This window comes from Tabrizicola sp. T74, from assembly GCF_057219935.1.
Genome location: NZ_JBXVVT010000001.1, coordinates 19,706 through 42,583, shown reverse-complemented (window position 1 = coordinate 42,583; position 22,878 = coordinate 19,706). Strand labels below are relative to the sequence as shown.

Below are 22,878 nucleotides of genomic sequence, written 5' to 3'. Positions count from 1 at the left end.
GGGATGGGACCTGTCCTGATCCTTCTTGGTCCCCCCGGCGCGGGCAAGGGCACGCAGGCGCGGATGCTGGAGGAAGACTTCGGTCTGGTCCAGCTTTCGACCGGCGACCTTTTGCGCGCTGCCGTCGCGGCGGGGACCGAGGCGGGCAGGAAGGCCAAGGCAGTGATGGAGGCCGGGCAGCTGGTGTCGGATGACATCGTGCTGGCGATCCTGAAAGACCGGATGGCCGAGCCGGACGTGGGCCGGGGCGTGATCCTGGACGGCTTTCCCCGCACGGGACCGCAGGCCGCAGCGCTGGACAAGCTTTTGGCCGAGGCCGGTGGGCGGGTCACCGCCGCGATCAGCCTGGAGGTCGAGGACGAGGCGATGATCGCCCGCGTGTCCGGCCGCTATACCTGCGCCACCTGTGGCGAAGGCTATCATGACGAGTTCAAGCAGCCCGCCACGGCGGGGACCTGCGACAAATGCGGCGGCACGGCGTTCAAGCGCCGCGCCGACGACAACGCCGAGACGGTGCGCGAAAGGCTGACCGCCTATCACGCCCAAACGGCACCGCTGATCGCGCATTACGACCGTCTGTCCGTTCTGGAACGGGTGCCGGCGATGGGGTCCATCGACGGTATCCGCGCCAGACTGGCCGACATCGTGGGGCGCGTCTCAGCCTGACGGGAGGGGCCGTTCCCCTGGATCCCCCGGGGGTGCGGAAAACAAACAAGGGAGTTCACCTCATGGCAGACAAAACCTCTGCCAACGCCTATTGGGCAGCGAACATCAAGGTCATCGTCATTTCCTTGATCATCTGGTTCGGCTGTTCCTTCGGGCTTGGCATCCTGCTTCGGCCGGCACTTTCCGGGATCAGCGTCGGCGGTGCCGACCTTGGGTTCTGGTTCGCGCAGAACGGCTCGATCTTCGTGTTCCTGATCCTGATCTTCGTCTACGCGAAGGTCATGAACGGGATCGACCGCGCCCACGGCGTGGAAGAGTAAGGGGGCCAGGGACAGATGGACCAGTTTACTCTCAACCTTCTCGTGATCGGCGCGTCCTTCGCGCTGTATTTCGGGATCGCGTTCTGGGCCCGGGCGGGTTCGACCGCGGAATTCTATGCCGCGAGCCAGGGCGTGCCCCCGGTCATGAACGGCATGGCGACGGCGGCGGACTGGATGTCGGCCGCGTCCTTCATCTCGATGGCGGGTCTCCTCGCCTTCGGGGGCTACAACAACTCGGTCTTCCTGATGGGCTGGACCGGCGGCTACGTGCTTCTGGCGCTGCTGCTTGCCCCCTATCTGCGCAAGTTCGGCAAGTTCACCGTGCCGGAATTCGTCGGTGACCGCTTCTATTCGACCGGCGCTCGCATGATCGCCGTGATCTGCCTTCTGGTGATCTCGATCACCTACGTTATCGGGCAGATGGTGGGCGTGGGCGTGACCTTCGCGCGCTTCCTGGAAGTGTCGACCACGACGGGCCTCTTGATCGGCTCGGCGGTGGTGTTCGCCTATGCGGTGTTCGGCGGCATGAAGGGCATCACCTACACCCAGGTGGCGCAGTACATCGTGCTGATCATCGCCTACACCATCCCGGCGCTATTCATCTCGCTGAACTTGACCGGCAACATCCTGCCGCAGCTGGGCTTCATCGGGACCTATGCGCCTTCGGGTGGCGAGACCTACTTCCTGGACAAGCTTGACCAGGTCGTGACCGACCTTGGCTTCACCGCCTATACTGCCGACACCACGAACATGCTGAACATGTTCCTCGTCACGATGTCGCTGATGATCGGGACCGCGGGCCTGCCGCACGTGATCATCCGCTTCTTCACCGTGCCGAAAGTGTCGGACGCCCGCATCTCGGCCGGCTGGGCCCTGGTGTTCATCGCGCTGCTTTACACCGTCGCCCCCGCCGTGGGTTCGATGGCGCGTCTGAACATCACCACCACCTTCTGGCCTGGTGCGATCGACGGCGAGACCTTCTCGAAGCCCGCGCTTACGATCGCCGAGATCGACAGCAACCCGGACCTCGCCTGGATCCGGAACTGGGAAAAGACTGGCCTTCTGGCGTTCTCGGACAAGAACGGCGACGGCATGATCCAGTACTTCAACGAGAAGAAGCCGGTGACCGACGCCAATGCGGCGCTGGCTGCCGCGAAGAAGGCCCTGGAAGAGGCTGCTGCCGACGCCGACAAGGCGGCGCTGGAAGCCAAGGTCGTCGAGGCTCAGGCTGCGGTGGATGCCGCGCTGGCCGATCCGGCCAACGGCATCGGTGGCAAGTCGCTGGCCGAGCAGGGCATCGTCGGCAACGAACTGACCACGGTCAACAACGACATCATGGTTCTGGCGAACCCTGAGATCGCTGCTCTGCCCGGCTGGGTCATCGCCCTTGTCGCCGCCGGTGGTCTTGCCGCCGCGCTGTCGACCGCTGCGGGCCTGCTGCTGGCCATTTCCTCGGCCATCAGCCACGACCTGATCAAGGGTGCGATCAACCCGAAGATCAGCGAGAAGGGCGAGCTTCTGGCCGCACGGATCTCGATGGCCTTCGCCATCGTGCTGGCGACCTGGCTTGGCTATGACCCGCCCGGCTTTGCCGCGCAGGTGGTGGCACTGGCCTTCGGTCTGGCAGCCGCGACGATCTTCCCGGTGCTGATGATGGGTATCTTCTCGACCCGCATCGGCAAGGAAGGCGCGATTGCCGGCATGATCGTCGGCCTGATCACGACCTCGGTCTACATCTTCCTGTTCCTGGGCTGGTTCTTCATCCCCGGCACGAACGTGTACCCGAACACGCCTGACCAGCACTGGTTCGGCATCTCTCCGGCGGCCTTCGGTCCGATCGGCGCGCTGCTGAACTTTGCGACGGCCTACATCGTCTCGATGATGACCAAGGCTCCGCCGCAGGAAGTGCAGGACCTGATCCAGTCGATCCGCGTGCCGAAAGGTGCGGGCAAGGCCCAGGCCCACTAAGGCCCTTGCGCCCCCGGGACCACCCCGGGGGCGCATCCCTTTTTCACCGGACACCTGGGATCATGGATCAGGACAGCACCAAGCTTCTGGCCTTCCTGGAGACGGTGCACCCCTATGACAGCCTGCCGCGGGACGAGATGGCGCGGGTCGCCGCCTCTTTCAGCCGCAGGCATTTCGACGACGGCGCCGTGATCTATGCGGCGGGTCAGCCGATGACGGGGATCTACCTGATCCTCGACGGGTCGGTGGAAGTGCTGGAGCCTTCGGGCGGTCTGGTCTCGCTTCTGGGTCCCCGCAACAGTTTCGGCGAGCGCGGGCTGATGCGCGACGGGATCGCGGTGACGACGGCGCGGGCCAGTGAGGGCGCCGAGATCCTGATGCTGCCCGAGGTGGAGTTCCGCCGCCTGATCGCGACCTATCCGGCCTTCGAGCGGTTCTTCCATCGGGGTCGGGGGCAGGACAACCGCGCGGCCGACATCTCGACCCGCAAGGTCGGCGACCTGATCGCCCGCGCGCCGATTGCGGTTCCGCCGAAGACCACGATCCGCGAGGCGGCTGAAACGATGCGGCAGGCTCATATCTCGTGCCTGGCGGTGACCGAGGGCGAGCGTCTGGTCGGCATCGTCACCGCGCGGGACTTCGTGAACAAGGTGCTGGCCGAGGGGCTGGACCCTGCGGCCCCGGTCAGCCGGGTGATGGCGGCGGACCCGATGGTGCTGACGCCGGACAGTCTGGGGTCGGACGTGCTGAACCGGATGCTGGAACACCGGATCGGGCATCTGCCGGTGGTGGATGACGGCAAGCTCGTCGGGATGATTACCCAGACCGATCTGGTGCGGTTCCAGGCGGTGTCCTCGGCGCTCTTGGTGCGCGATGCGGCGACGGCGGGGACAGTGGCAGAGCTGGCCGAGAACACCGCGCGGATTCCGCAGCTTCTGGTGCAGCTGGTCGGGGGCGGGTCGGCGCATGAGGTCGTCACGCGCCTGATTACCGACATCGCCGATACGGTGACGCGCCGCCTGCTGGCGATGGCCGAGGCGGAACTGGGACCGGCGCCGGTCCCCTACCTTTGGCTCGCCTGTGGGTCCCAGGGGCGGCAAGAGCAGACCGGCGTCAGCGACCAGGACAACTGCCTGATGATCGACGATGCCGCGTCGGATGCCGACATGGCTTATTTCGCGAAGCTGGCGAAGATCGTGTCGGACGGGCTGAACGCCTGCGGTTACGTCTATTGCCCCGGTGACATGATGGCCACGAACCCGCAATGGTGCCAGCGGATGTCGGTCTGGCGCGGCTATTTCCGCAAATGGGTGACGACGCCGGACCCGATGGCGCAGATGCTGGCATCGGTCATGTTCGACCTGCGGCCCATCGGCGGGACGGCAAGCCTTTACAGCGACTTGCAGGCCGAGGTGCTGGATATGGCCGCGAAGAACTCGATCTTCGTGGCGCACATGATTTCGAACAGCCTGAAGCACAACCCGCCCTTGGGCCTTCTGCGCGGCTTTGCGACGATCCGGTCGGGCGAGCACAAGAACCACATCGACCTGAAGATGAACGGCGTCGTGCCGGTGGTGGACCTGGGCCGCGTCTATGCGCTGATCGGCGAGCTGCCGGCGGTGAACACCCGCGCCAGGCTGGAAGCGGCGGTCGAGGCGGGGGTCATCAGCCACAGCGGCGGGACCGATCTGCTCGACGCCTATGACCTGATCGCCGAAACCCGGCTGCAGCATCAGGCGCGTCGCGTGAAGGCGGGCGAGAAGCCCGACAACTTCATCGCGCCGTCGGAACTGTCGGATTTTGAACGCAGCCACTTGCGCGACGCCTTCGTCGTCGTCCGCACCATGCAATCCGCCGTGGGATCATCCCGCGGCGCCAGGAGTTGAGACCCCAAGATGACCTTTGAACTCCTCGGTTCGTTCTTCGTCGCCCTGACCGTGGGCCTGTTCCTCTGGGCGCTGCGCAAGAAGGTTCCGGCGATCCCCGGCTGGCTGACGCCGGTCGCGGCGGGCGCCGGGCTGATCGGAACCGCGATCTACATGGAATACAGCTGGTTCGACCGCGTCTCGCGCGCGCTTCCGGGCCAGTTCGTCGTGGCGAACGAGGAGGCGACCGCCTCGCCTCTGCGGCCCTGGACCTATGTCGTGCCGCTGATCAACCGCTTCACCGCGCTCGACAGCTCGAAACTGGCCCGCCACCCGGAGCGGAACGAGCTGATCGTCGCCCCGGTCTTCGGCTTTGCCCGCTGGGAGAACCCGCAGAACGCGCTGATGGTCTTCGACTGCGCCGGGAACCGCCGCGTGCCGGTGACCGAGGGGATGGCGATCGACGCGAACGGGACCCTGACCGGGGCCGACTGGGTGGTGCTGAGTGGAACCGACGGCCTGCAAGAGGCCGCCTGCAAGGAGGGGTAGGGCATGGACCGCAAGCCGCGCATCCTTGTCGTCGAGGATGAGGACAACATCGCCGTCGCGCTGGACTACCTGATGACCCGCGAGGGCTATGACCATGACCGCGTGGCCAGCGGGGCCGATGCATTGCCGCGCATCCGCGACACCCATCCCGACCTGGTCCTGCTGGACGTCATGCTGCCCGAGGTCTCGGGCTATGAGATCTGCGAGGGCATCCGCACCGATCCCTCGCTGTCGGACGTGAAGGTGCTGATGATGACCGCCCGGGGATCGACCATCGAACGGCGCAAGGGGATTGCGCTTGGGGCGGATGGGTTCATCTCGAAACCCTTCGAACTCAAGGACCTGCGCGACGAGGTGCGGCGGCTTCTGGCTCCAGGAGCATAGCGGATGCTCACCCGCCTCAGCCTTCGCCTGCGGGTCTTCCTGATCTTCGCGGGCCTTGCCGCCGCGATCCTTGCGGCGACCGGATTGGGCCTCTGGCTGGGGTACAGCCGACTTGGCCAGCCCGGGGTGGGGCAGGGGTTCGTGCAGGCGGGCGTGCTGGCCGGGTTTGCGGCGCTGGGGCTGGTGGCCACTGTCTGGTACCTGTTCGACCTGAACGTCGCCAAGCCCATCGAGACCCTCTCTGGCGCCCTGCGCGCCCGCGCCCATTCCGACGTCACCGCCGAGATGGACGCGGCCATCGCCCGCTATCTGGGCGACCTGGCCCCCGCCGCCCAGGCCGCCGCGCAAAGCCTGGCCGAGACGCGGTCGGCCCTGGCCGAGGCGGTGGCGCGGGAGACCCTGCGCCTGGGGTCGGAAAAGGCGCGGCTTGAGGCTTTGCTTTCGGATGTGCCGGTGGGGGTGATCCTCTGTTCCGCAGACCATGCGCTGGTCTTCTACAACGGCCCCGCCGCCGACATCATCGGCACCAGCCGGGGGCTGGAAGCGGGGCTGGATCGCAAGCTCTTCGACTATCTCCACGCCGCGCCCCTGCAACTGGCGCATGAACGACTGGTGGCCACCGGCGACCCCGACGCGGTGTCGGACCTTCTGTGCACCACGACGACCGGCGCTCGGGTGCTCGCCGCGCGAATGCGGCTTCTGGGCGATGGCGGCACGCAGGGCTATGTCCTGACCTTGCGCGACATCACCGGCGACATGGCGGCGGAGGCCCGCCGCGAGGCGATGCTGGAGACGGCCATCGACAGCCTGCGCCGCCCGGCCGCGACCCTGACCGCGCTGATCGAGGTCATCGCCGAAGATGCGGTGCCGCCCCCGATGCTGCAGGCGATGAAGGACGAAGTCGCGCGCCTGTCGCTGGCGGTGACCGGCTTTGCCGCGGCGCGCGATGAAGGCCAGGCCGAGCTGGCGGCCCTGCCTGCCACGCGGGCGGCGGACCTGACCGAAGGGCTGAAGGCCCGGCTGGCCGCGTCGGGAATTGCGGTCGAGGCGCGGACTGCCGATCTGATCCTGCGCTGCAACGGCTATGAGATCCTGACGCTTCTGGAAAGCCTGGCGCGGCGACTGGCGGACCGGGCCGAAGGGCGGCGGCTTGAGCTGGTGATCGACGAGGAGGACAGCGGCGCGGTGATACGTCTGGTCTGGAGCGGCGCACGGGTCGGAGTGGGCGAGCTGGACCGCTGGCTGGCCGAGCCCTTGTCGCCCGACCTGCCGGACCGGCCCGCGCGCGCTGCGCTGGCTGCCCATGCCACCGAGATCTGGCCCGAGCCGCTGCCGGACGGTCGCCCGGCGGTCTGTCTGCCGATCCGCCAGGCCCGCCGCGCCGTGACCCGCCCGAAGCCGGTGGCGCGCAAGGTCGTCTACGACTTCGACCTCCTGTCTCCTGCACGCACCGACCGGCTGGCGGAGGCGCGGCTCGACAAGCTGACCTATGTGGTCTTCGACAGCGAGACGACGGGCCTGAACCCGCGCCAGGGCGACGAGATCGTGCAGCTGGCCGCCGTTCGGATCGTCAACGGGCGCCGGGTGGAGGGCGAGGTCTTCGACACGCTGGTGAACCCTGGCCGGCCGATCCCGGCGGTGTCGACCGAGGTGCACGGGATCACCGACGCGATGGTGGCCGATGCGCCGGGGGTGGCGGATGTGGTGCGCCGGTTCCACAAGTTCGCGGAAGGCGCGGTGCTGATCGCGCATAACGCCCCCTTCGACATGGAGTTCCTGCGTCGGGTCGAGGGGCAGCTGGGGGTGAGTTTCGACATGCCGGTGCTGGACACGGTGCTTCTGTCCGCCGTGGTCTACGGCCAGCATGAGGTGCATAGTCTGGACGCGCTGTCGCATCGCCTCGGGATCACCATCCCTGAGGAGGACCGCCATACGGCCCTCGGCGACACCGTCGCCACGGCGGATGCCTTCCTGAAGCTGGTGCCGATGCTGGCAGGCCGGGGGCTGGAGACCTTCGGGGCAGTCCTGACCGAGGTCCGCAAGCACGGGCGGCTGTTGAAGGACCTGAACTGACCGGTTGCCTCCTCGTTCGCCTTCGGCTCCTCGTCGGTGGAGCCCTGCGAGGAGGGACGAAGTCCCCGACGAGCCTCACCCTGCGAAGGGGTCTTCCGGATAGCTGACGCCCACCAGGTATAGCCCCTGCGGCGGGCAGACCGGGCCGCAGGCGGCGCGGTCCCTGGCCTCCAGCGCTGTCTTCACGTCCTGCGGCGTCCAGGCCCCCGCGCCCACCCGCTCCAGCGTGCCGACGATGGACCGGACCTGGTTGTGCAGGAAGCTGCGGGCGGCGAGGTCGAAGCGGTATTCGGTGCCGCCGGGGTAGGGGTGTTCGCTGATGTCGATCCGGTCCAGCGTCTTCACCGGGCTTTTCGCCTGGCAGAGGGTCGAGCGGAAGGTGGTGAAGTCGTGGCTGCCGATCAGTTGGGCCGCTCCGGCACGCATGGCGTCGATGTCGAGCCGGTTCAGCACCTGCCAGACGAGGCCCCGGTCATGCGTCACCGGGGCGCGGCGGGCGACAAGGCGGAAGGTGTAGCGTCGGCCGGTGGCCGAGAAGCGGGCGTGGAAATCGTCGGGAACCCTTGCGGCGGCAAGGATCGCCACCGGGTCGGGACGCAGATGGGCGTTCAGCGCCGAGGCAAGCTTGAACGGGTCCCAGTCCTTCGTCAGGTCGGCATGGGCCACCTGCGCCGTGGCATGGACCCCGGCATCGGTGCGCCCGGCGGCAGCGATGGTGTGTGGACCGGGTTCCAGTTGGCCCAGGGCGCGCTCGACCGCCTCTTGCACCGAGGGCAGCCCCTGCGCCTGCCGCTGCCAGCCCGCAAAGGGGCCGCCGTCGTATTCGATCTGCAGGGCATAGCGGGGCATGGCCTTCCCTAGCGCGGAAGGTGCGGCTTGTGAATGCGGCACTCCACTGGTGGCCCAGTCATCGGCTCCACTGATAGGCCATCCGAAGGTAGGAGATCGTAACCGCAGCAGCGATGACAAGCAGGGCGGCGAGGATGGTCGCGGTCCGCTTCCATCTACCCTCGCCCGGGGTACCTTTACGGAGGCGGACCAGGCACCGTTCCGCGAACCTTGCCAGCGCGTACATTATTCGAGACCCAATCCTTAAGTGCACGACGGAACGTGGGCGGCTGCCGAACCAATGACAAGAGGCCCCAGAAAACTCGCGCCAAATCCAATCCTACGCAACCCTTGCCAGTCTCCTAACGCCCACAGCCGAGCGCTTGGAATTGCCGGATACGACAAGCCTGTCCCGCGTGGACAAGCCCTATGGCTTCCATTCCCGGCCCTGGCCCCCTATCTTGACCCCACGCAGGAAAGGGACGCGGGACGTGGCATTCTCCGGGCTGACGGACGGGATCACCCGCGGGATCGAGACGGCCGGGGCGAGCCTTTCGGAGACCTTCTTTGACACCACGCTCCGCCTTGGCGTCACCGGCCTCTCCCGGGCGGGCAAGACCGTCTTCATCACCGCCCTCGTCGCGAACCTTCTGAACCGGGGCCGGATGCCGCAGCTGCGCGCGCAAGCCGAGGGCCGCATCCAGGCCGTCTACTTGCAGCCCCAACCCGACGTCACGCTGCCCCGCTTCGACTACGAGGCGCACCTTGCCGCGCTGACGGGAGACCAGCCGCGCTGGCCTGCCTCCACCCGCGCGATATCCGAGCTGCGCCTGTCTTTCCGGGTGCAGCCTGCCGGGTTCTTCTCGTCCTGGCGGGGGCCGCACACGCTGCATCTCGACATCGTCGATTACCCGGGCGAGTGGCTCCTTGACCTCTCCCTCCTCGACCAGAGCTATGAGGCCTGGTCAGAAGGCACCTTGGCCCGGCTGGAGAAACGCGCCGAGGCGGCGGCCTACCTTGCGCTCGCCCGGGCCGAAGATGGCGCGCTGAAGCTGGAGGAGGCGAAGGCCCGGGCGCTGGCCGAGGCATTCACCGCCTACCTGACCGCCGCGCGCGATCTGGGCCGGGTCGATGTCACCCCGGGCCGGTTCCTGTTGCCGGGGGACCTGGCAGGGTCCCCGGTCCTGACCTTTGCGCCCTTGCCGAAGCCCGCCACCACGGGCCGGTCGAGCCTTTGGCGCGAGATGGAGCGGCGGTATGAGGCCTACAAGTCGCGCGTGGTCCAGCCCTTCTTCCGCGAGCATTTCCAGAAGATTGACCGGCAGGTGGTGCTGGCTGACGTGCTGGGCGCGATCCACCAGGGGCCGCGCGCCGTGGAGGACCTGCGGCGGGTGATGGCGGAGGTGCTGCAGGCCTTCCGGCCGGGGCGGAACACCTGGCTTTCGGGCCTGTTCGGCGCGCATCGGGTGGAACGCATCCTGTTCGCGGCGACGAAGGCTGACCATTTGCACCATGAACAGCACCCGGCGCTGACGGCGATCACGGCGGGGCTTCTGGCTGACGCGAAGGCCCGCGCCGACTATTCCGGCGCGCGGACCGAGGCGATGTCGCTGGCGAGCTTGCGGGCGACGGTCGAGGAAGTGGTGACGCGGGACGGGGTGGAGGTTCCGGCGGTGCGAGGCGTGCTGCAGGCGACGGGGAAGCCCGCGCTGATGTATCCCGGCGCGCTGCCGTCTGACCCTGCGCGCCTGTTATCCCCGGCGCGCGAGGGGGCGGAGGCCTGGCTGGATGCGGACTACAGTCTGATGACCTTTGCGCCTGCGCGGTTGAACCTGAAGCCGGGGGAAGGGCCGCCGCATATCCGGCTGGACCGGGCCGTCGAGTTCCTGATCGGAGACCAGCTGTGAGCCGTCCGCCGAAGCCCTTCCTGGAAGAGATGGAGGAGGCCGTCGATCCGTCGCTGGCGCCGCCTGTGCCCGATGCACTGCCCGAGGGGCAGGCGATGCAGGCCGTTGCGGCCCTGGCACAACGGCGCGGGTCGGGGCTGACGCGGTTCGCGGTCTGGGCCTTCGGGGCGCTGTTCAGCTTTGCGCTGTCGGTCGCGGCCTATGACTTTGTCACGGCCTTGCTGGCGCGGAACGTGGTGCTGGGCTGGGCGGCCTTTGTCCTGGTGGTGCTGGCGGTCATGGCAGGGCTGGTCCTGGCCTTGCGCGAATGGGGGGCCTTCCTGCGGCTCGGGCGGCTAGATGCCCTGCGGGCGCGGGCGGTGGAAGCGCGGGCGGCGGCGGACCTTAAGGCGGCGCGGGGGGTCGTCTCCGGGTTGGTTTCGCTATACGGCGCGCGGGGGGATACCGCCTGGGGCCGGGCGCGGCTGGCCGAGCGCGAGGGCGAGGTGATGGATGCCGATGCCCTGCTGTCGCTGGCCGAGCGGGAGCTGCTGACCACGCTCGACGCCGAGGCGCGGCTGGTGATCGAGAGCGCGGCGCGGCAGGTGGCGACGGTCACGGCGTTGGTGCCCATCGCCTTGGCCGATGTGGCGACGGCGGCGGTGGCGAACCTGCGGATGATCCGGCGGATTGCCGAGATCTACGGGGGTCGGTCGGGGAGTTTCGGGAGTTTGAAGCTTTTGCGCCGGGTGTTCGGATCGCTGGTGGCGGCGGGGGCCCTGGCGCTGACCGATGACATGATCGGGTCGGTCGCGGGGGGCGGGGTGCTGTCGAAGCTGTCGCGTCGGTTCGGTGAGGGCGTGGTGAACGGTGCGCTGACGGCACGGGTGGGGGTGGCGGCGATGGAGCTGTGCCGGCCCTTGCCCTTTGTCGCGCTGGAGCGGCCGGCCGTGTCGTCGCTGGTGTCGCGGGCGCTGACGGGGCTGGTGGCGCGCGGGTAGGGGCGGGTTTCGAAAGGAGCGCTGGCGCGCGAGCCTTTTGTCTCGTCGTCGGGCTGCGCCTCCTCCTCGGGCGCCCGGGGGCGCTTCGCCCCCCAAACCCCCCGAGGATACTTGTGGAAGAGAAAGCCTAGGGCGCGGGGGCCTGCCAGTCGACCCAGCGGCCGTGGAAATCGGCGCGGCCGAGGGGGAGGGTGTCGCCGCCGGGCCAGAGGGTCAGGGTGAGGGCGGCTCCGGGGCTTTGGCCGTCGGCTTCCATCGACAGGCGGGCGATGGGGGTGGTTTGCCCGGCACGTTCCATCGCGGCGAGCGCTCGGGCCTGCGTGGCGGGTGGGAAGTATTGCCAGGCGACGGTGTGGAAGACCAAGTGCAGGGCGTCGGGGGTGGGGGTGGCGAGGCGGGTTTCCAGCCAGTCGGCGGCATCGGCGCGGTCGATTTGCGGGCGGGCTCGGGCGGCGAGGTCGAGCGCGGCGCGGGTGCGAGCTAGGCGGTCGGGTTGGTCGGGCCAGAGGTAGGCCAGGAGGCGGAGGCTGTCCGTGACCGGGTCGAGCGGGTTCAGGTCGGTGCCTCGGCGGTCAAGTATTGTGGGCGTCGCTTGAGGCGGGGGCGGGCCGGTCCAGTCTGGGGTCAGGGTGAGGGCCGGGGCGGGGGGACCGAAGGACCGGTCGCCGATGCGCAGGGCGTAGTTGTCCCAGAGGAGATTGAGGCCTGCGCTGGCGCCGAGTTCGGAGAGGATGAGGGGCAGGCCGAAGCGCTGGGTCAGCCAGTGCGCGGCGGCGATCAGGGGGGCGGAGCGGCGGACTTCGTTGGTCTGGGGTGGAGATTTCAGCCAGTCGAGGAGGAAGGCGGGGTGGCGGGCCAGGGCGGCAAGGGCCTCGGGGGTAGGGTCGATGCCGGAGGCATAGGCGGCGGCGAGGGTGGGGTCGTTGCCCGTGAGGACGAGGGCGTGGAGGCCTCCGGCAAGGCGAAGCGGAACGGAGTCGGCTTTGGCAGAGGGGTCGCCCTGCCAGCCGAGAACGCGGTCTGCGACGGGGTCACCGGGTTCAAGCCGGTCTGCAAGGCCCGTCATCAGGCGTTCCATCAGGGGCGAGCCGAGTGCGGCGCAAGCTTCGGCCTGTTGGTGGAAGGCCTGGCGGATGGGGGTCACCGGAACTTGTCCAAAAGCTTTTGCATCGGGCTGCGGGTGTCTTGCGGCGGCTCCTGGGTTGGTGCTGGTGCCTCGGGCTTTTCTTTCGTCGTCGAGGAGCGCGGCGGGGCGGTGCGGAGGGCGACGGCGTTCATGAACTTTTGCCCGTCGCCCTCGGCCAGAGCCGGGGCGCCGTCGGAGATGCCGCGGAGGAGGTCTTCGAGCCACTCGGCATCGGCCTTGGCGAAGTCGTGCAGGACGTAAGCGGCGACGGCGTCCTTGTGGCCGGGGTGGCCGATGCCAAGGCGGACGCGGGCGTAATCATCGCCGAGGTGGCCGTGGATCGAGCGGAGGCCGTTGTGGCCCGCATGGCCGCCGCCCTGTTTCAGGCGCAGTTTGCCGGGGGCGAGGTCAAGTTCGTCATGGAAGACGGTGAGGTCGGCGAGGGGGAGTTTCCAGAAGGCGACGGCGGCCTGGACCGATTGGCCGGAGAGGTTCATGAAGGTCTCGGGTTTCAGGAGCGCGACCTTTTCGGCCCCCAGGCGGCCTTCGGCGACGAGGCCCTGGAAGGCCTTGCGCCAGGGGGAAAAGCCGTGATCGGCGGCGATGCGGTCAAGGGCCATGAAGCCGATGTTGTGCCGGTTGCCCGCATATTTCGCGCCGGGATTGCCGAGACCGACCCAGAGTTTCACGAATGCTCTCCCCAACTGCGTCGGGTGGGGTATAGCTTTGGCGCAGGATTGAGACAACGGGACCCGGATGCGCGCCTTCACCCTACGCGGCCTGACGCTGTACCTGCCGGAGGCGGCGCTGAAGGGCAACCTGGAGCGGTCGCTGTCGGCGGGCCGCTACGAGAACCACGAGGCGGATGCGCTGCTGCTGCATCTGCGGCCGGGGGACCGGATGCTGGATCTGGGCGCTGGGCTGGGTCTGACCTGCGCGCTGGCGGCGGGGGTGGTGGGGGAGGACGCAGTGATGGGGGTCGAGGCGGGGCCGGAGACGGTAAGGCTCGCCCGGCGGAACCTGGCGGCGAACGGGTTCGAAGGCGTCAAGGTGCTTAAGGGCGCTGTGGTGGCGGCGGGAGAAGGCGAAGTGGAGTTTGGCCAGCGGCCTGCCTTCTGGGCGAGCGCGCTGAAGGGGCCGGACGGCTGGCCGGAGAATGCCGAAGTGATCCGGGTTCCGGCGCGGCCCTTGGGCAAGCTGCTCGCGCGGTTCGCGCCCACAGTGATTTCCTGCGACATCGAGGGGGGCGAGCTGGAGGTGTTGTGCGAACCGCTGCCGGGGGTACGGCTGGTGGTGGTGGAGACGCATCCTCAGGTCTATGGCCCGGAGGGCGTGGCGCGGATCGCGGCGGCGCTGGCGGCGCAGGGGTTCGAGACGGCCGAGGGCGCGAAGAAGGACACGTTGGTCTTTCGCCGGTCAGGCGGCACGGGCTCCGAGTGATCGGGTGTCGCTGATCCAGCGCGCGCGGAGGTCGGGCGTACTGTGCTCGACGGGCGAGTAATGCGTATGGCGCACGGGTTTGAGACCGACGAAGGCCAGGATCTGGCGGTGGACCTGCTGTTTCAGCGCCCGACCATACATCAGCCAGAAGGCCCAGGCGGGGGTGTCGGAGGTCAGCATGAAATGTGCAGTGCGGCCGGAGAGGAGCGGGGTCGGTACGCCCATCCGACGCTGGCGCGGGTCGAAGGCGAAGCCGGGGAGCAGGGTGCGGTCGAACAGGCCCTTGGCCTTGGCTGGCAGCCCGCCCCACCACATGGGTGTGACGAACACGACATGTTCGGCCCAGAGGAGGTTCTCGCGGAAGGTTTCGAGATCGGGTTCCAGGGCGGGGGCGTTGCGAAAGCTTGCCTGCCCGAAGTCGGGGTTGAAGGCCATTTCGGACAGGGTGGCCGTGCGGACCTCGTGGCCCGACGCCTCGGCGCCCGAGCGATAGGCTTGCGCAAGGGCGGCGCTGAGTGACAGTCTGGCAGGGTGAAGATCGACGATGAGGATACGACGGGACATGGGAGCCTCTTAAATTGACCATGGTCAGTATTGTAGATAAAATGACCGTAGTCAAATATTTTGACCGGTGTCAGTTTCACGGGGGCCGCGCATGACGCGGAAAGTGCAGGCGCGGACGCTGGCGACACGGGAACGGCTGTTGACTGCCGGTCGGGAGATCGTAGCCGAAGCGGGCATGGCTGGCCTGCGGACCGAGGAGGTCGTGCTGCGGGCGGGGACAGCGAAGGGGACGTTCTTCGCGCATTTTCCCGACCGCGATCATTTCCTGGCGGCGCTGCTGGCGGAACGGCTGGCCGAAGAGCTGGAGGGGCTGCCGGTCCCGCAGGATCGGGCCCAACTGATGCAGGCCGTAGAACGGATCTACGCGCTATATGCCGCTGATGCCGATACGGTGGCGCTTCTGGCGCGGTTCAGTGGGCCGGCTGGGGCGGGTCTGGGATTGGACTGGCTGATCTGCCTACTGATCGAGCGGCTTGCCGAAGGCCTGGCCAGAATGCAGGCAAGGGGAGGGATCGACCCGCGCCGGGCGCCGGAGGTGCTGGCTGAGGCGCTGATGGCGTTGATCTTCCATGCCGCGGCCTCGGCCCAGTGCGGGATGCATGGGGATGCGGCGGCGGTGCGGGCGCGGGCGGACAGACTGCTGATCGACATGACCGAAGCGCTGCTGGGACCATCTGGAGGAGGCAGCTCTGTCTACGACTTTGTCTTCTCGTAGGTGGGTGCGCGCCACTGGAGCGTAGGTCCGAAAAATGCAGCGGGGGGCCCGAAGGCCCCCCGAGCGATGGTTCTGTCGGACGACTTATGCCGAAGCTTCGGCGTTCTCTTCCGACACCAGGCCCGACGGGGCCGCGATGTTGGCGATCACGAAGTTCCGCGCGATGGTCGGCTTCACGCCGGCGGGAAGCTCGATGTCGTTGATGTGGATGACGTCGCCGATCTTCCTTCCGGTCAGGTCGACCGTGATGTGATCGGGGATGTCGGCCGCGGTGACTTCCAGTTCCACTTCCGGGCGCACCACGGTCAGCGTGCCGCCACGCTTGAGGCCGGGCGAGGCTTCGTGGTTGATGAAGGTCACGTGGATGAACAGCTCGATCCGGCTGTCATCGTGGATGCGCATGAAGTCGACATGCGTAGGCAGGTCCTTGACCACGTCACGCTGGACGCCGCGGCAGACGACGTGCACGTCGGGCTGGCCTTCGACTTTCAGGTTGAACAGCGTCTGCAGGAAACGGCCCTGCCGCAGCTTGGTCAGGAGGTAGTTGTAGTTCATCTTGATCGGCTGGGGTGCAACCCCGTCGCCGTAGACGATGCCAGGTACGGTGCCCTCACGACGGGCTTGACGGGCGGCCCCCTTGCCTGTCCCCGTCCGTACCTCGGCCAGAAGATCGACGATCTCGCGTGCCATAGGTGTTCTCCAGTATGTTAGGTCCGCCATCCTCCAAGGGTGCATGGCGCGACCCGGGGGCTATAGCGACGAATCGGCAGGAAGGAAAGCGCGAAGTTCCCCTGCGGTCAGAGGTCGCGCCAGGCGGGCAGATCGGCGCGAAGGGCCTGGAATCGGATCACGATGGCGGTAAGCATGCCCGCCGTCACGCCGAAGGCAATGCTGCCCGAGACGCCGATGTTCTGCAAGACGCGCACAGCCCAGGCTGCGCTATCAAGGGACATGGCCAGCCAGTGGAAACACAGGATGACGGTGCTGAGGCCAAGGGTCAGGAAGATCACCAGCCCTGGGACCGACATGTAATGCAGGGGACGGACCGGCAGGCCGAGTTTGCTGAGGCTGCGCAGGAGGGGAGGAAAGCTGCCCGAGATCCCCGCCTCGATGGCGAGGCCAAGCGCGCGCTGAAGCTTCAGGTGGTATTCTGAACTCATCCTGCACCTCTGGTTGTGTCGTGCCGAAGCTATCCTTCCAGAAGTTGGCAGGATTTTGGCTCGGCGCTGTCGCTTTCGGCATGGTGCGAGGTCGCGGGTGGGCAGGATACAGGCGGCCCGGCGGGCTAGCTGTCGTCTTCCTGCCCCCGGAGCAACCTGATGATCCCCCTACATACGCTTGCCATCGCGCGCCCCGCCATCGGGGCCTTTGCGGCGATGGGTGTGCTTTGGGGGACCTTTGCGGCAGTCCTGCCGGACCTAAAGGCGATGCTGGGGGTCGACGAGGCGCAGCTGGGCCTGCTGATCTTCATGACGCCCATCGCGGCAATCAGCGCGATGCTGGCAGCGCCGATGTTCGGGGCGGCGATGGGGCGGGTGGCGCTGCCACTGGCGGTGCTCATGATGGCGCTGGCCTTCGCGCTGCCGGGGCAGGCGTCGGTCTGGTGGCTGTTCCCGCTGGCGATGGCTTGTGCCGGGGCGGCGACGGGCTTGACCGATGTGCTGATGAACGCGCGCGTCGCGGCAATCGAGACGCAGCGGGGGGTTCACCTGATGAACCTCGCGCACGCGGCCTATTCCTTCGGTTATGCGGGCGGCGCGGTGCTGACCGGGGTCTTGCGCGGCGCGGGCTGGGGCCCGGACTGGGTGATGGGGACGATGGCCGCCGTGGGGGTCGCCTGCGCGGCCCTGACCATCGAGCGTGACGGGCGGATCGACGGGCTGCGCAAGCCCAAGGACGGCTCGGCCGCGCCTTTGGGCTGGGTGCCGGTGATCGGGGGTGGCATGGTGCTGATCGCCTTCATGACCGAGAACGCGGCCGAGAACTGGTCGGCGCTGCATATCGAGAAGACGCTTGGCGGCAGCCCGGAGGAAGGCGCGCTGGGCCCGGCGATGCTGGCCTTGACGATGGGCTTTGCGCGGCTTGGGGGACAGTGGCTTGCGGGGCGGGTCGATCCCTTCACCATCCTGCGGACAGGCGCGGTGATCGCGGCGTTGGGCGCACTGGTCGTGGCGCAGGCCTGGGCGCCCTGGGTGGCCTACCTGGGGTTCTTCGTGATGGGCATCGGCGCCTCGGTCCTGGCGCCGACGGCGTTTTCGTTGGTGGGGCAGATGAGCGACGATAAAGCCCGCGCCCGGGCCATCGCGCGGGCGACGCTGCTGGGCTACTTCGGCTATTTCGTCGGACCGCCGCTTCTGGGCGTGATCGCGGGCACCTTTGGCCTGCGCTTTGCCTTCATCTGGGCCGCCTGCCTGGTGGCGATGGTCTTCGTCCTGGCCCCGATCCTGCGGCGTCAGCGGGCCTGAACCTCAAGGAACCGGGGGCCGTCCTGGGGGGTGTCGAGGATCTCGGCCAGTTCGTAGGGGTCCTGCGAGACGCGGGCGAAGGGCAGGTCGCAGGCCATGGCGAAGTGCTCCATGTCCAAGGGCGAGGGGTCGCAGCCGAGGATCGGGTCGACCTTGCCCTGCCGCATGGCGTCGGCGATTTCGCGGAAGCCCGCGTTGTTCCAGACGATGAAGGTGATGGGCAGCTTTTCGTCCAGCGCGGTGCGCAACTCTCCCGGTGAGAACTGCAACCCGCCGTCGCCGATCAGGCAGACCACGGGCACGCCGGGGGCGGCGAGGGCGGCGCCGACCGCGGCACCCGGGGCATAGCCAAGCGCGCCATAGCCGGTGGCGGCGTTGAACCAGCCGCCGGGGCGGTCGTGGTCGTAGTAGAGGTTCGCGGCATAGACCGGCTGGGTGCTGTCGCCGACGATGATGGCGTGCTGCAGGGTGTCGCGGATCGCCTCGACCATGTCGAGCTGGGCGGGCATCTGTTCGGACAGGGTGGCAAGCTCGGCCCGGGCGGCCTGGCGCGTGGCTTCGGCCCGTTCGGCGCCTTCGCGGTTGGCACGGATCGTCATCGGCATCAGCGCGGCCATCATCGCCCCGGCATCGGCCTTGATCGGCATCTTCGCCTTGTGGCGTGCGAGCTGGTCGGCGCAAATGTCGATGCGGATCATGTTCGACAGGTCGGGGACGCGGCCGTTGACGTACATATCATAGTCGGTGGGGCCAAGTTCCGTCCCGATGGCGAGGATCTGGTCGGCCTCGGCAATCAGCTTGCGGACGGATGCGAGGCTGGGAGAGGCGGGGACCACGAGCCGGTGGCCGAACATCGCGCCGCGGGCGTTGACGGTCTGGACCACCGGCGCGTCGATGGATTCGGCCAGCTTCTGCAGGGCTGTCTCGGCCCCGCGGGTGCCGCCACCGGCAAGGATGACGATCTTCTCGGCCTCGTTCAGCGCGGTGGCGATGGAGCGAAGGCGACCCAGCGGCAGGGGCACGGCACTGCCCGAGACGACCGGGGGCGGCAGTTCCGGGCAGGGCTGGCCCATCATGTTGGTGGAAATCTGGATATGCGCGGGGCCGGGGCGACCGGCGGTCATCGCGGCGAAGGCGCGGTCCAGGACCTCGCCCAGTTTCTTGGGGTCGGTGACGGTTTCGGTGTGGCAGAGGGCGGCCACCATCGCGCCCTGGTCGGGGAGTTCGTGCAGGCGGCCGAGGCCCTTGCCGAGCGTATCGCTGCGGCCAAGGCCCGAGACGACGAGCATGGGGACGCTGTCGGCCTTGGCCTGGGCCATTGCGGTGAGGGTGTTGGTGAGGCCCGGTCCGGTGATGACGAAGGCAGCGGCGGGTTTGCCAGCGACCCGGGCATAGCCGTCGGCCATGAAGCCAGCGCCCTGTTCGTGGCGGGGGGTGACGTGGCGGATCTTGTCCCCGGCGGCGGCGAGGCCGCGGTAAAGCTCGATCGTGTGGACGCCCGGAATGCCGAAGACGGTGTCGATGCCGCGGGCGATCAGGCCCTCGACCAGACGGATGCCGACGGTGGTCATGCTGCGTTCCCCAGAATGCTTGCCGCATGGGCGGCAATGCGCGTCGCCGCCAGAGTGGTACGGTCATCGGGTTGGGTCAAGGACAGGCGCAGCCAGCCGCTGAGCCCGGCCCCGAAGCTTTCGCCGGGCATGACCGCGACCTTCTGGCTGTCGAGAAGGCCCGAGGCGAAGGCCTCCCCCGAAAGGCCGGTGGCGCGGACGTCGACCAGGGCGAACATGCCCGCCTCGGGCCGGTGGACGCGCAGGCCGCCGACGCCATCCAGCGTCTGGGCCAGGATCGCGGCGCGGCGGGAGAAGCGGTCGACCATCCCGTCCGACACCGGCGAAGGTTCGGAAACTGCAAGTTCGGTGAGGTCGGCGATGAAGGGCTGCGACCCGAAAAGCATGGTTTCTGAAAGCGGCAGGAGGCGGGCGCAGAATTCGGCCGGGCCGACGCACCAGCCCGAGCGGAAGCCGGGGGCGGCATGCGACTTGGAGATCGAGGAGGCGACCACGGTGCGGTCGGCGAGTTCGGGAAAGTCCAGCGGCGAGGCGAAGGGGACGTTGGGGAAGACCAGATCCTCATACACCTCGTCCGAGACGATCCAGAGGTCGTGAGCCTGGGCAAGGGCACCGAGCGCGCGGATGTCCTCGGCCCGCAGGACGGCGCCGGTGGGGTTGTGGGGGGTGTTCAGGAACAGGACGCGCGAGCGGGGCGTGATACGGGCGGCGACATCGGCGACCTGCATGCGGAAGCCATGTTCGGGGCGCAGCGGCACCGGGACTGCGGTGGCGCCGGTCTGGGCGATCAGGCCTTCGTAGGTGGCATACATCGGGTCGCCGATCAGCACTTCGTCCCCGGCCTCGGCCAGAGCGCGCAGGACGCCGTAGAGGACGGTCTGGGTGCCGGGCAGGCACATGATCTGGTCGCGGGTGATTTCGCGGCCCCGCCGGGCAGAATAGCGGGCGGCAAGGGCAGCGACGACGCCAGGCTCGCCCCGCCCGTTGGAATAGCCGGTGCGGCCCGAAGACATCGAGCGCGTCGCAGCCTCGATGAAGCGGGTTGGCGTCGGCACGTCGGGTTCACCGATGGTCAGTTCGATGATCTCTTCCCCTGCCGCCTTCATGGCGCGGGCGCGGGCATGGAGCGCCCACTTGGCACCCCCCAGTCCGGCCAGCCGGTCGGTGACAGAGGCGTATCTCATGCTTTGGTCCTTCCGAAGTCCGGCAAGAGGGCCGTATAGGCAAGCAAGTCAACCCCGAGGATCGCTCCGATCGATTGCAGGCCGATCGACACCACTTCGCCCGGGGCAAAGGTTGTCGGCAACAGCGAACCTTCGACCCAGAGCCCGTCGATCACCGCGTTGCAGGCGATGGCCTCGCGCCGGGTCTGGCCCGGCTCGGTTTCACGCGGCAGGGTCTCGATCAGCTTTTGCAGCGTGTCCCGATAGGACAGATAGGCCGATTCGTGAACCGCCAGCAGATCAGGGTCACTGCGCACCTTGTGCATGTACCCGGCCCAGAGCACGACGGCGCCTGCGTCAAGCACCGGCGGGCGCAGCGAGGCGGCGACGAAGGCGGCCAGGCGTTCGGCAGGCTGGGCCCCCACCCCTTCGATCGCATCCGAGCCCTTGGCGGTCATCCCGTCCATCAGCGCGCGGTAGGCGGCGCGGTTCAACTCGTCCTTGGACTGGAAGTAATGCCGGATCAGGCCCGGCGTCACCCCGGCGCGTTCCGCGATAGCGCGGACGGTTGCGGCCTCGGGTCCCCCCTGGGCGACAAGCTCTTGTGTGGCGGCAATCAAGGCGGATCGGCGGTTCTCTTCACTTTCACGGCGGTAGAGACGGCGGGGGGGTTGCATCAGGTCACCTTTTATACACTCGTATAAATACCAGATTATGCCCAAGAGTCAACCGGATGGCGAGTGATTCGTCGTCTAGTCGCCATGGACATCCTTGTGAATGATGACATCTGCCTGCGGATAGGCCGCCAGGATGGCGCGGCGCAGGCTTGCCCCGATTGCATGGGCGTCGCGGAGGGACTGGTCGCCGTCCAGTTCGATGTGCAGGTTGACGAAGACGCGGCTGCCGGCGCGGCGGGTCTTCAGGTCATGAAAGCCGCGCACCCCCGGCCAGTCGCGGGCGATGGCGGCGATGCCGTCGAGGATCGCGGGATCGGCGGCGCGGTCCATCAGCGCGTCCCAGGCGTCCTTGCCGATGCGCAGCGCTCCGATGGCCATGACGCCCGCGGCCAGAAGTGCCACGACGGCATCAACCGACCCGATGCCGAAGCGGCTGGAGACCGAGAGCGCCAGTATCGCGCCAAGGCTGGGGAGAAGGTCACCCAGGTAGTGCAGGCGGTCGGCGGCGACGACCTTGCTGCCGGTCCGGCGGGCGACGCGGCCCTGCCACCAGACCAGCCCCAGCGTCAGGACGATAGACAGGACCATGACGATCAGGCCCCTTCCCTCGGACGCGAGTTGCGGGGGCGTGTCGGCGGCAAGGCGGGCTATGGCGGCCCAGCCGATCAGCCCGGCCGAGACCATGATGAAGGCGGATTGGCCAAGCGCGGCCAGGTCCTCGGCCGAGGTGTGGCCAAAGGCGTGATCCTCGTCGGCGGGGCGGGCGGCATAGACGATGGCGGCGGCGGCCCCGAGCGACATGATCAGGTCCATCGCGCTGTCAGCCAAGGAGGCGGCGATGGACAGAGCACCGGTTTCGGCCAGCGCCCAGAGCTTGAGCGCGACCAAGAGGGCCGCCACCAGAACCGAGGCAATCCCGGCCGAAAGGGTAAGCGTTGTGCCGGACTGGGAAGGGTTATTCGATGATTTCATCGGCCTTCACGCCCCAAAGCGCCGATTTCTGCAGCCAGCCGCGCGTGCCGTCCAACGAGACGCGGCACCAGTCGGGCTTGCATTCCAGGACGCGCCCGACGACGCCAAGCTCGGCCTGGGCGAGCACGGTGGAGTTGGGGTCGGGGGCATCGCGCAGTTCGGCCATGTCGAGCGTGATGAGGACGGTCCGCACGCCTGAGAGCAGCGAGTAGTGCACCCAGCCGCCCGCGCCTTCGGAATCCTCGACCCGGCGCCAGTTTTCAAACTCGGCGGTGATGCGGAGCGGCATGCCCGCACGGGTGAAGACCCAGTCGATCCGGTGGGTCAGGCCGGGGCCGCGCCGGGCGTTCCCCTCGCTGCCCTTCAGCGAGACGAAACGGGGCAGGGGCAGGTTCGTCACGCAGCCGACATCGGGCTGGCACTGTTTTTCCGGCGGCTTGTCCGAGGTGGCAGGCTGGTCCGCTTCCTGCGCCGCCAGGGAACTGCCCCAGAGCACCCCGAGAAGTGCCAGTACGCCTGCAATCCGTTTCATCCTGCCGCCCTATCCGGTGCCGCGCCTGCGTCACCGCCACCGTTACCGCTCTACCGGGTCTTGTGCATCGCCCCGCTTGGCTGCACCTTGCCCGAAGGACGCCGGATTTGGAA

Annotated in this window: 23 protein-coding genes; 12 read left to right on the top strand and 11 right to left on the bottom strand. The window is 68.1% G+C overall.

Translation table 11 applies throughout. The features are described from left to right. Nucleotides 1–3: 3 nt before the first annotated feature. From AC2EAL_RS00215 to AC2EAL_RS00185, 7 genes are all read left to right on the top strand, one after another. Nucleotides 4–666, top strand: coding sequence for an adenylate kinase (locus AC2EAL_RS00215; protein WP_484722162.1), 663 nt, complete (start codon nucleotides 4–6; stop codon nucleotides 664–666). A 62-nt stretch (nucleotides 667–728) separates the two neighbouring features. After that, the gene (locus AC2EAL_RS00210; protein WP_484722161.1) at nucleotides 729–986 is read left to right on the top strand and encodes a DUF4212 domain-containing protein; all 258 of its coding nucleotides are present in this window, start codon (nucleotides 729–731) and stop codon (nucleotides 984–986) included. Between the two features lie 15 nt (nucleotides 987–1,001). After that, nucleotides 1,002–2,954 carry a sodium:solute symporter family protein gene (locus tag AC2EAL_RS00205; protein ID WP_484722160.1) on the top strand — a complete coding sequence of 651 codons (1,953 nt, stop codon included), beginning with the start codon at nucleotides 1,002–1,004 and terminating at the stop codon, nucleotides 2,952–2,954. Between the two features lie 62 nt (nucleotides 2,955–3,016). Continuing rightward, nucleotides 3,017–4,840: a DUF294 nucleotidyltransferase-like domain-containing protein gene (locus AC2EAL_RS00200; RefSeq protein ID WP_484722159.1), complete on the top strand. Its 1,824-nt coding sequence runs from the start codon at nucleotides 3,017–3,019 to the stop codon at nucleotides 4,838–4,840. 9 nt (nucleotides 4,841–4,849) lie between these two features. Beyond that, the gene (locus AC2EAL_RS00195) at nucleotides 4,850–5,368 is read left to right on the top strand and encodes a hypothetical protein (RefSeq protein WP_484722158.1); all 519 of its coding nucleotides are present in this window, start codon (nucleotides 4,850–4,852) and stop codon (nucleotides 5,366–5,368) included. Nucleotides 5,369–5,371: 3 nt separating this feature from the next. Further along, nucleotides 5,372–5,752 carry a response regulator transcription factor gene (locus AC2EAL_RS00190; RefSeq protein ID WP_484722157.1) on the top strand — a complete coding sequence of 127 codons (381 nt, stop codon included), beginning with the start codon at nucleotides 5,372–5,374 and terminating at the stop codon, nucleotides 5,750–5,752. A 3-nt stretch (nucleotides 5,753–5,755) separates the two neighbouring features. Next, nucleotides 5,756–7,825: a 3'-5' exonuclease gene (locus tag AC2EAL_RS00185; protein ID WP_484722156.1), complete on the top strand. Its 2,070-nt coding sequence runs from the start codon at nucleotides 5,756–5,758 to the stop codon at nucleotides 7,823–7,825. Nucleotides 7,826–7,900: 75 nt separating this feature from the next. Here AC2EAL_RS00185 and truA read toward each other — a convergent pair whose 3' ends face one another. After that, complete coding sequence (gene truA, locus AC2EAL_RS00180; RefSeq protein WP_484722155.1) at nucleotides 7,901–8,674, bottom strand: tRNA pseudouridine(38-40) synthase TruA; 774 nt, start codon at nucleotides 8,672–8,674, stop codon at nucleotides 7,901–7,903. Between the two features lie 470 nt (nucleotides 8,675–9,144). Between truA and AC2EAL_RS00175 the strand changes: the two genes are divergently transcribed. Beyond that, nucleotides 9,145–10,560, top strand: coding sequence for a YcjX family GTP-binding protein (locus AC2EAL_RS00175; protein ID WP_484722154.1), 1,416 nt, complete (start codon nucleotides 9,145–9,147; stop codon nucleotides 10,558–10,560). Nucleotides 10,561–10,589: 29 nt separating this feature from the next. Beyond that, complete coding sequence (locus tag AC2EAL_RS00170; protein ID WP_484723374.1) at nucleotides 10,590–11,540, top strand: YcjF family protein; 951 nt, start codon at nucleotides 10,590–10,592, stop codon at nucleotides 11,538–11,540. Between the two features lie 127 nt (nucleotides 11,541–11,667). Here the strand turns inward: AC2EAL_RS00170 and AC2EAL_RS00165 are convergent, their stop codons facing one another. Both AC2EAL_RS00165 and pth read right to left on the bottom strand, forming a co-directional pair. Beyond that, nucleotides 11,668–12,684 (bottom strand): DUF2332 domain-containing protein, encoded by a 1,017-nt coding sequence (locus tag AC2EAL_RS00165; RefSeq protein WP_484722153.1) that lies wholly within the window; start codon nucleotides 12,682–12,684, stop codon nucleotides 11,668–11,670. Beyond that, on the bottom strand, nucleotides 12,681–13,355 hold the full coding sequence (pth, locus tag AC2EAL_RS00160; RefSeq protein WP_484722152.1) for an aminoacyl-tRNA hydrolase: 675 nt from the start codon (nucleotides 13,353–13,355) through the stop codon (nucleotides 12,681–12,683). Before pth ends, AC2EAL_RS00165 begins: the two co-directional genes overlap by 4 nt. 67 nt (nucleotides 13,356–13,422) lie before the next feature. On the opposite strand from pth, the gene AC2EAL_RS00155 reads away from it, so the two are divergent. Next, nucleotides 13,423–14,106: an FkbM family methyltransferase gene (locus tag AC2EAL_RS00155; RefSeq protein ID WP_484722151.1), complete on the top strand. Its 684-nt coding sequence runs from the start codon at nucleotides 13,423–13,425 to the stop codon at nucleotides 14,104–14,106. On the opposite strand, the gene AC2EAL_RS00150 is transcribed toward AC2EAL_RS00155, so the two are convergent. Then, the gene (locus AC2EAL_RS00150) at nucleotides 14,083–14,670 is read right to left on the bottom strand and encodes an NAD(P)H-dependent oxidoreductase (RefSeq protein WP_484722150.1); all 588 of its coding nucleotides are present in this window, start codon (nucleotides 14,668–14,670) and stop codon (nucleotides 14,083–14,085) included. The two genes, AC2EAL_RS00155 and AC2EAL_RS00150, sit on opposite strands and share 24 nt — an antisense overlap. Nucleotides 14,671–14,761: 91 nt before the next feature. On the opposite strand from AC2EAL_RS00150, the gene AC2EAL_RS00145 reads away from it, so the two are divergent. Then, nucleotides 14,762–15,385: a TetR/AcrR family transcriptional regulator gene (locus AC2EAL_RS00145; RefSeq protein WP_484722149.1), complete on the top strand. Its 624-nt coding sequence runs from the start codon at nucleotides 14,762–14,764 to the stop codon at nucleotides 15,383–15,385. 84 nt (nucleotides 15,386–15,469) lie between these two features. On the opposite strand, the gene AC2EAL_RS00140 is transcribed toward AC2EAL_RS00145, so the two are convergent. Beyond that, nucleotides 15,470–16,075 (bottom strand): 50S ribosomal protein L25/general stress protein Ctc, encoded by a 606-nt coding sequence (locus AC2EAL_RS00140; protein ID WP_484722148.1) that lies wholly within the window; start codon nucleotides 16,073–16,075, stop codon nucleotides 15,470–15,472. Between the two features lie 107 nt (nucleotides 16,076–16,182). Further along, the gene (locus AC2EAL_RS00135) at nucleotides 16,183–16,545 is read right to left on the bottom strand and encodes a DUF6404 family protein (RefSeq protein ID WP_484722147.1); all 363 of its coding nucleotides are present in this window, start codon (nucleotides 16,543–16,545) and stop codon (nucleotides 16,183–16,185) included. A gap of 159 nt (nucleotides 16,546–16,704) precedes the next feature. On the opposite strand from AC2EAL_RS00135, the gene AC2EAL_RS00130 reads away from it, so the two are divergent. After that, entirely contained in the window at nucleotides 16,705–17,850 is a 1,146-nt protein-coding gene (locus AC2EAL_RS00130) for an MFS transporter (protein ID WP_484722146.1), read from the top strand. Here the strand turns inward: AC2EAL_RS00130 and AC2EAL_RS00125 are convergent. The 5 genes from AC2EAL_RS00125 to AC2EAL_RS00105 form a co-directional block, all read right to left on the bottom strand. After that, complete coding sequence (locus AC2EAL_RS00125; RefSeq protein WP_484722145.1) at nucleotides 17,838–19,421, bottom strand: 5-guanidino-2-oxopentanoate decarboxylase; 1,584 nt, start codon at nucleotides 19,419–19,421, stop codon at nucleotides 17,838–17,840. The two genes, AC2EAL_RS00130 and AC2EAL_RS00125, sit on opposite strands and share 13 nt — an antisense overlap. Beyond that, nucleotides 19,418–20,605, bottom strand: a complete 1,188-nt coding sequence (locus AC2EAL_RS00120) for a pyridoxal phosphate-dependent aminotransferase (protein ID WP_484722144.1) — start codon at nucleotides 20,603–20,605, stop codon at nucleotides 19,418–19,420. Before AC2EAL_RS00120 ends, AC2EAL_RS00125 begins: the two co-directional genes overlap by 4 nt. Further along, a complete protein-coding gene (locus AC2EAL_RS00115) occupies nucleotides 20,602–21,261 on the bottom strand; it encodes a TetR/AcrR family transcriptional regulator (RefSeq protein ID WP_484722143.1) in 660 nt (219 codons plus the stop codon). Before AC2EAL_RS00115 ends, AC2EAL_RS00120 begins: the two co-directional genes overlap by 4 nt. Before the next feature lie 75 nt (nucleotides 21,262–21,336). Beyond that, complete coding sequence (locus AC2EAL_RS00110; RefSeq protein ID WP_484722142.1) at nucleotides 21,337–22,233, bottom strand: cation diffusion facilitator family transporter; 897 nt, start codon at nucleotides 22,231–22,233, stop codon at nucleotides 21,337–21,339. Further along, the gene (locus tag AC2EAL_RS00105; RefSeq protein WP_484722141.1) at nucleotides 22,217–22,765 is read right to left on the bottom strand and encodes an SH3 domain-containing protein; all 549 of its coding nucleotides are present in this window, start codon (nucleotides 22,763–22,765) and stop codon (nucleotides 22,217–22,219) included. The genes AC2EAL_RS00110 and AC2EAL_RS00105 overlap by 17 nt, the downstream gene beginning before the upstream one ends. Nucleotides 22,766–22,878 lie beyond the last annotated feature (113 nt).

Bases quoted from the DNA above. Each gene is read 5' to 3' on its own strand.
- AC2EAL_RS00195 (WP_484722158.1), top strand. From the start codon at position 4,850: ATGACCTTTGAACTCCTCGGTTCGTTCTTCGTCGCCCTGACCGTGGGC.
- AC2EAL_RS00210 (WP_484722161.1), top strand. From the start codon at position 729: ATGGCAGACAAAACCTCTGCCAACGCCTATTGGGCAGCGAACATCAAG.
- AC2EAL_RS00155 (WP_484722151.1), top strand. From the start codon at position 13,423: ATGCGCGCCTTCACCCTACGCGGCCTGACGCTGTACCTGCCGGAGGCG.
- AC2EAL_RS00150 (WP_484722150.1), bottom strand. From the start codon at position 14,670: ATGTCCCGTCGTATCCTCATCGTCGATCTTCACCCTGCCAGACTGTCA.
- AC2EAL_RS00140 (WP_484722148.1), bottom strand. From the start codon at position 16,075: ATGGCACGCGAGATCGTCGATCTTCTGGCCGAGGTACGGACGGGGACA.
- AC2EAL_RS00185 (WP_484722156.1), top strand. From the start codon at position 5,756: ATGCTCACCCGCCTCAGCCTTCGCCTGCGGGTCTTCCTGATCTTCGCG.
- AC2EAL_RS00115 (WP_484722143.1), bottom strand. From the start codon at position 21,261: ATGCAACCCCCCCGCCGTCTCTACCGCCGTGAAAGTGAAGAGAACCGC.
- AC2EAL_RS00130 (WP_484722146.1), top strand. From the start codon at position 16,705: ATGATCCCCCTACATACGCTTGCCATCGCGCGCCCCGCCATCGGGGCC.
- AC2EAL_RS00145 (WP_484722149.1), top strand. From the start codon at position 14,762: ATGACGCGGAAAGTGCAGGCGCGGACGCTGGCGACACGGGAACGGCTG.
- AC2EAL_RS00110 (WP_484722142.1), bottom strand. From the start codon at position 22,233: ATGAAATCATCGAATAACCCTTCCCAGTCCGGCACAACGCTTACCCTT.
- AC2EAL_RS00205 (WP_484722160.1), top strand. From the start codon at position 1,002: ATGGACCAGTTTACTCTCAACCTTCTCGTGATCGGCGCGTCCTTCGCG.
- AC2EAL_RS00135 (WP_484722147.1), bottom strand. From the start codon at position 16,545: ATGAGTTCAGAATACCACCTGAAGCTTCAGCGCGCGCTTGGCCTCGCC.
- AC2EAL_RS00190 (WP_484722157.1), top strand. From the start codon at position 5,372: ATGGACCGCAAGCCGCGCATCCTTGTCGTCGAGGATGAGGACAACATC.
- AC2EAL_RS00170 (WP_484723374.1), top strand. From the start codon at position 10,590: ATGGAGGAGGCCGTCGATCCGTCGCTGGCGCCGCCTGTGCCCGATGCA.
- AC2EAL_RS00200 (WP_484722159.1), top strand. From the start codon at position 3,017: ATGGATCAGGACAGCACCAAGCTTCTGGCCTTCCTGGAGACGGTGCAC.
- AC2EAL_RS00125 (WP_484722145.1), bottom strand. From the start codon at position 19,421: ATGACCACCGTCGGCATCCGTCTGGTCGAGGGCCTGATCGCCCGCGGC.
- truA (WP_484722155.1), bottom strand. From the start codon at position 8,674: ATGCCCCGCTATGCCCTGCAGATCGAATACGACGGCGGCCCCTTTGCG.
- AC2EAL_RS00105 (WP_484722141.1), bottom strand. From the start codon at position 22,765: ATGAAACGGATTGCAGGCGTACTGGCACTTCTCGGGGTGCTCTGGGGC.
- AC2EAL_RS00215 (WP_484722162.1), top strand. From the start codon at position 4: ATGGGACCTGTCCTGATCCTTCTTGGTCCCCCCGGCGCGGGCAAGGGC.
- AC2EAL_RS00120 (WP_484722144.1), bottom strand. From the start codon at position 20,605: ATGAGATACGCCTCTGTCACCGACCGGCTGGCCGGACTGGGGGGTGCC.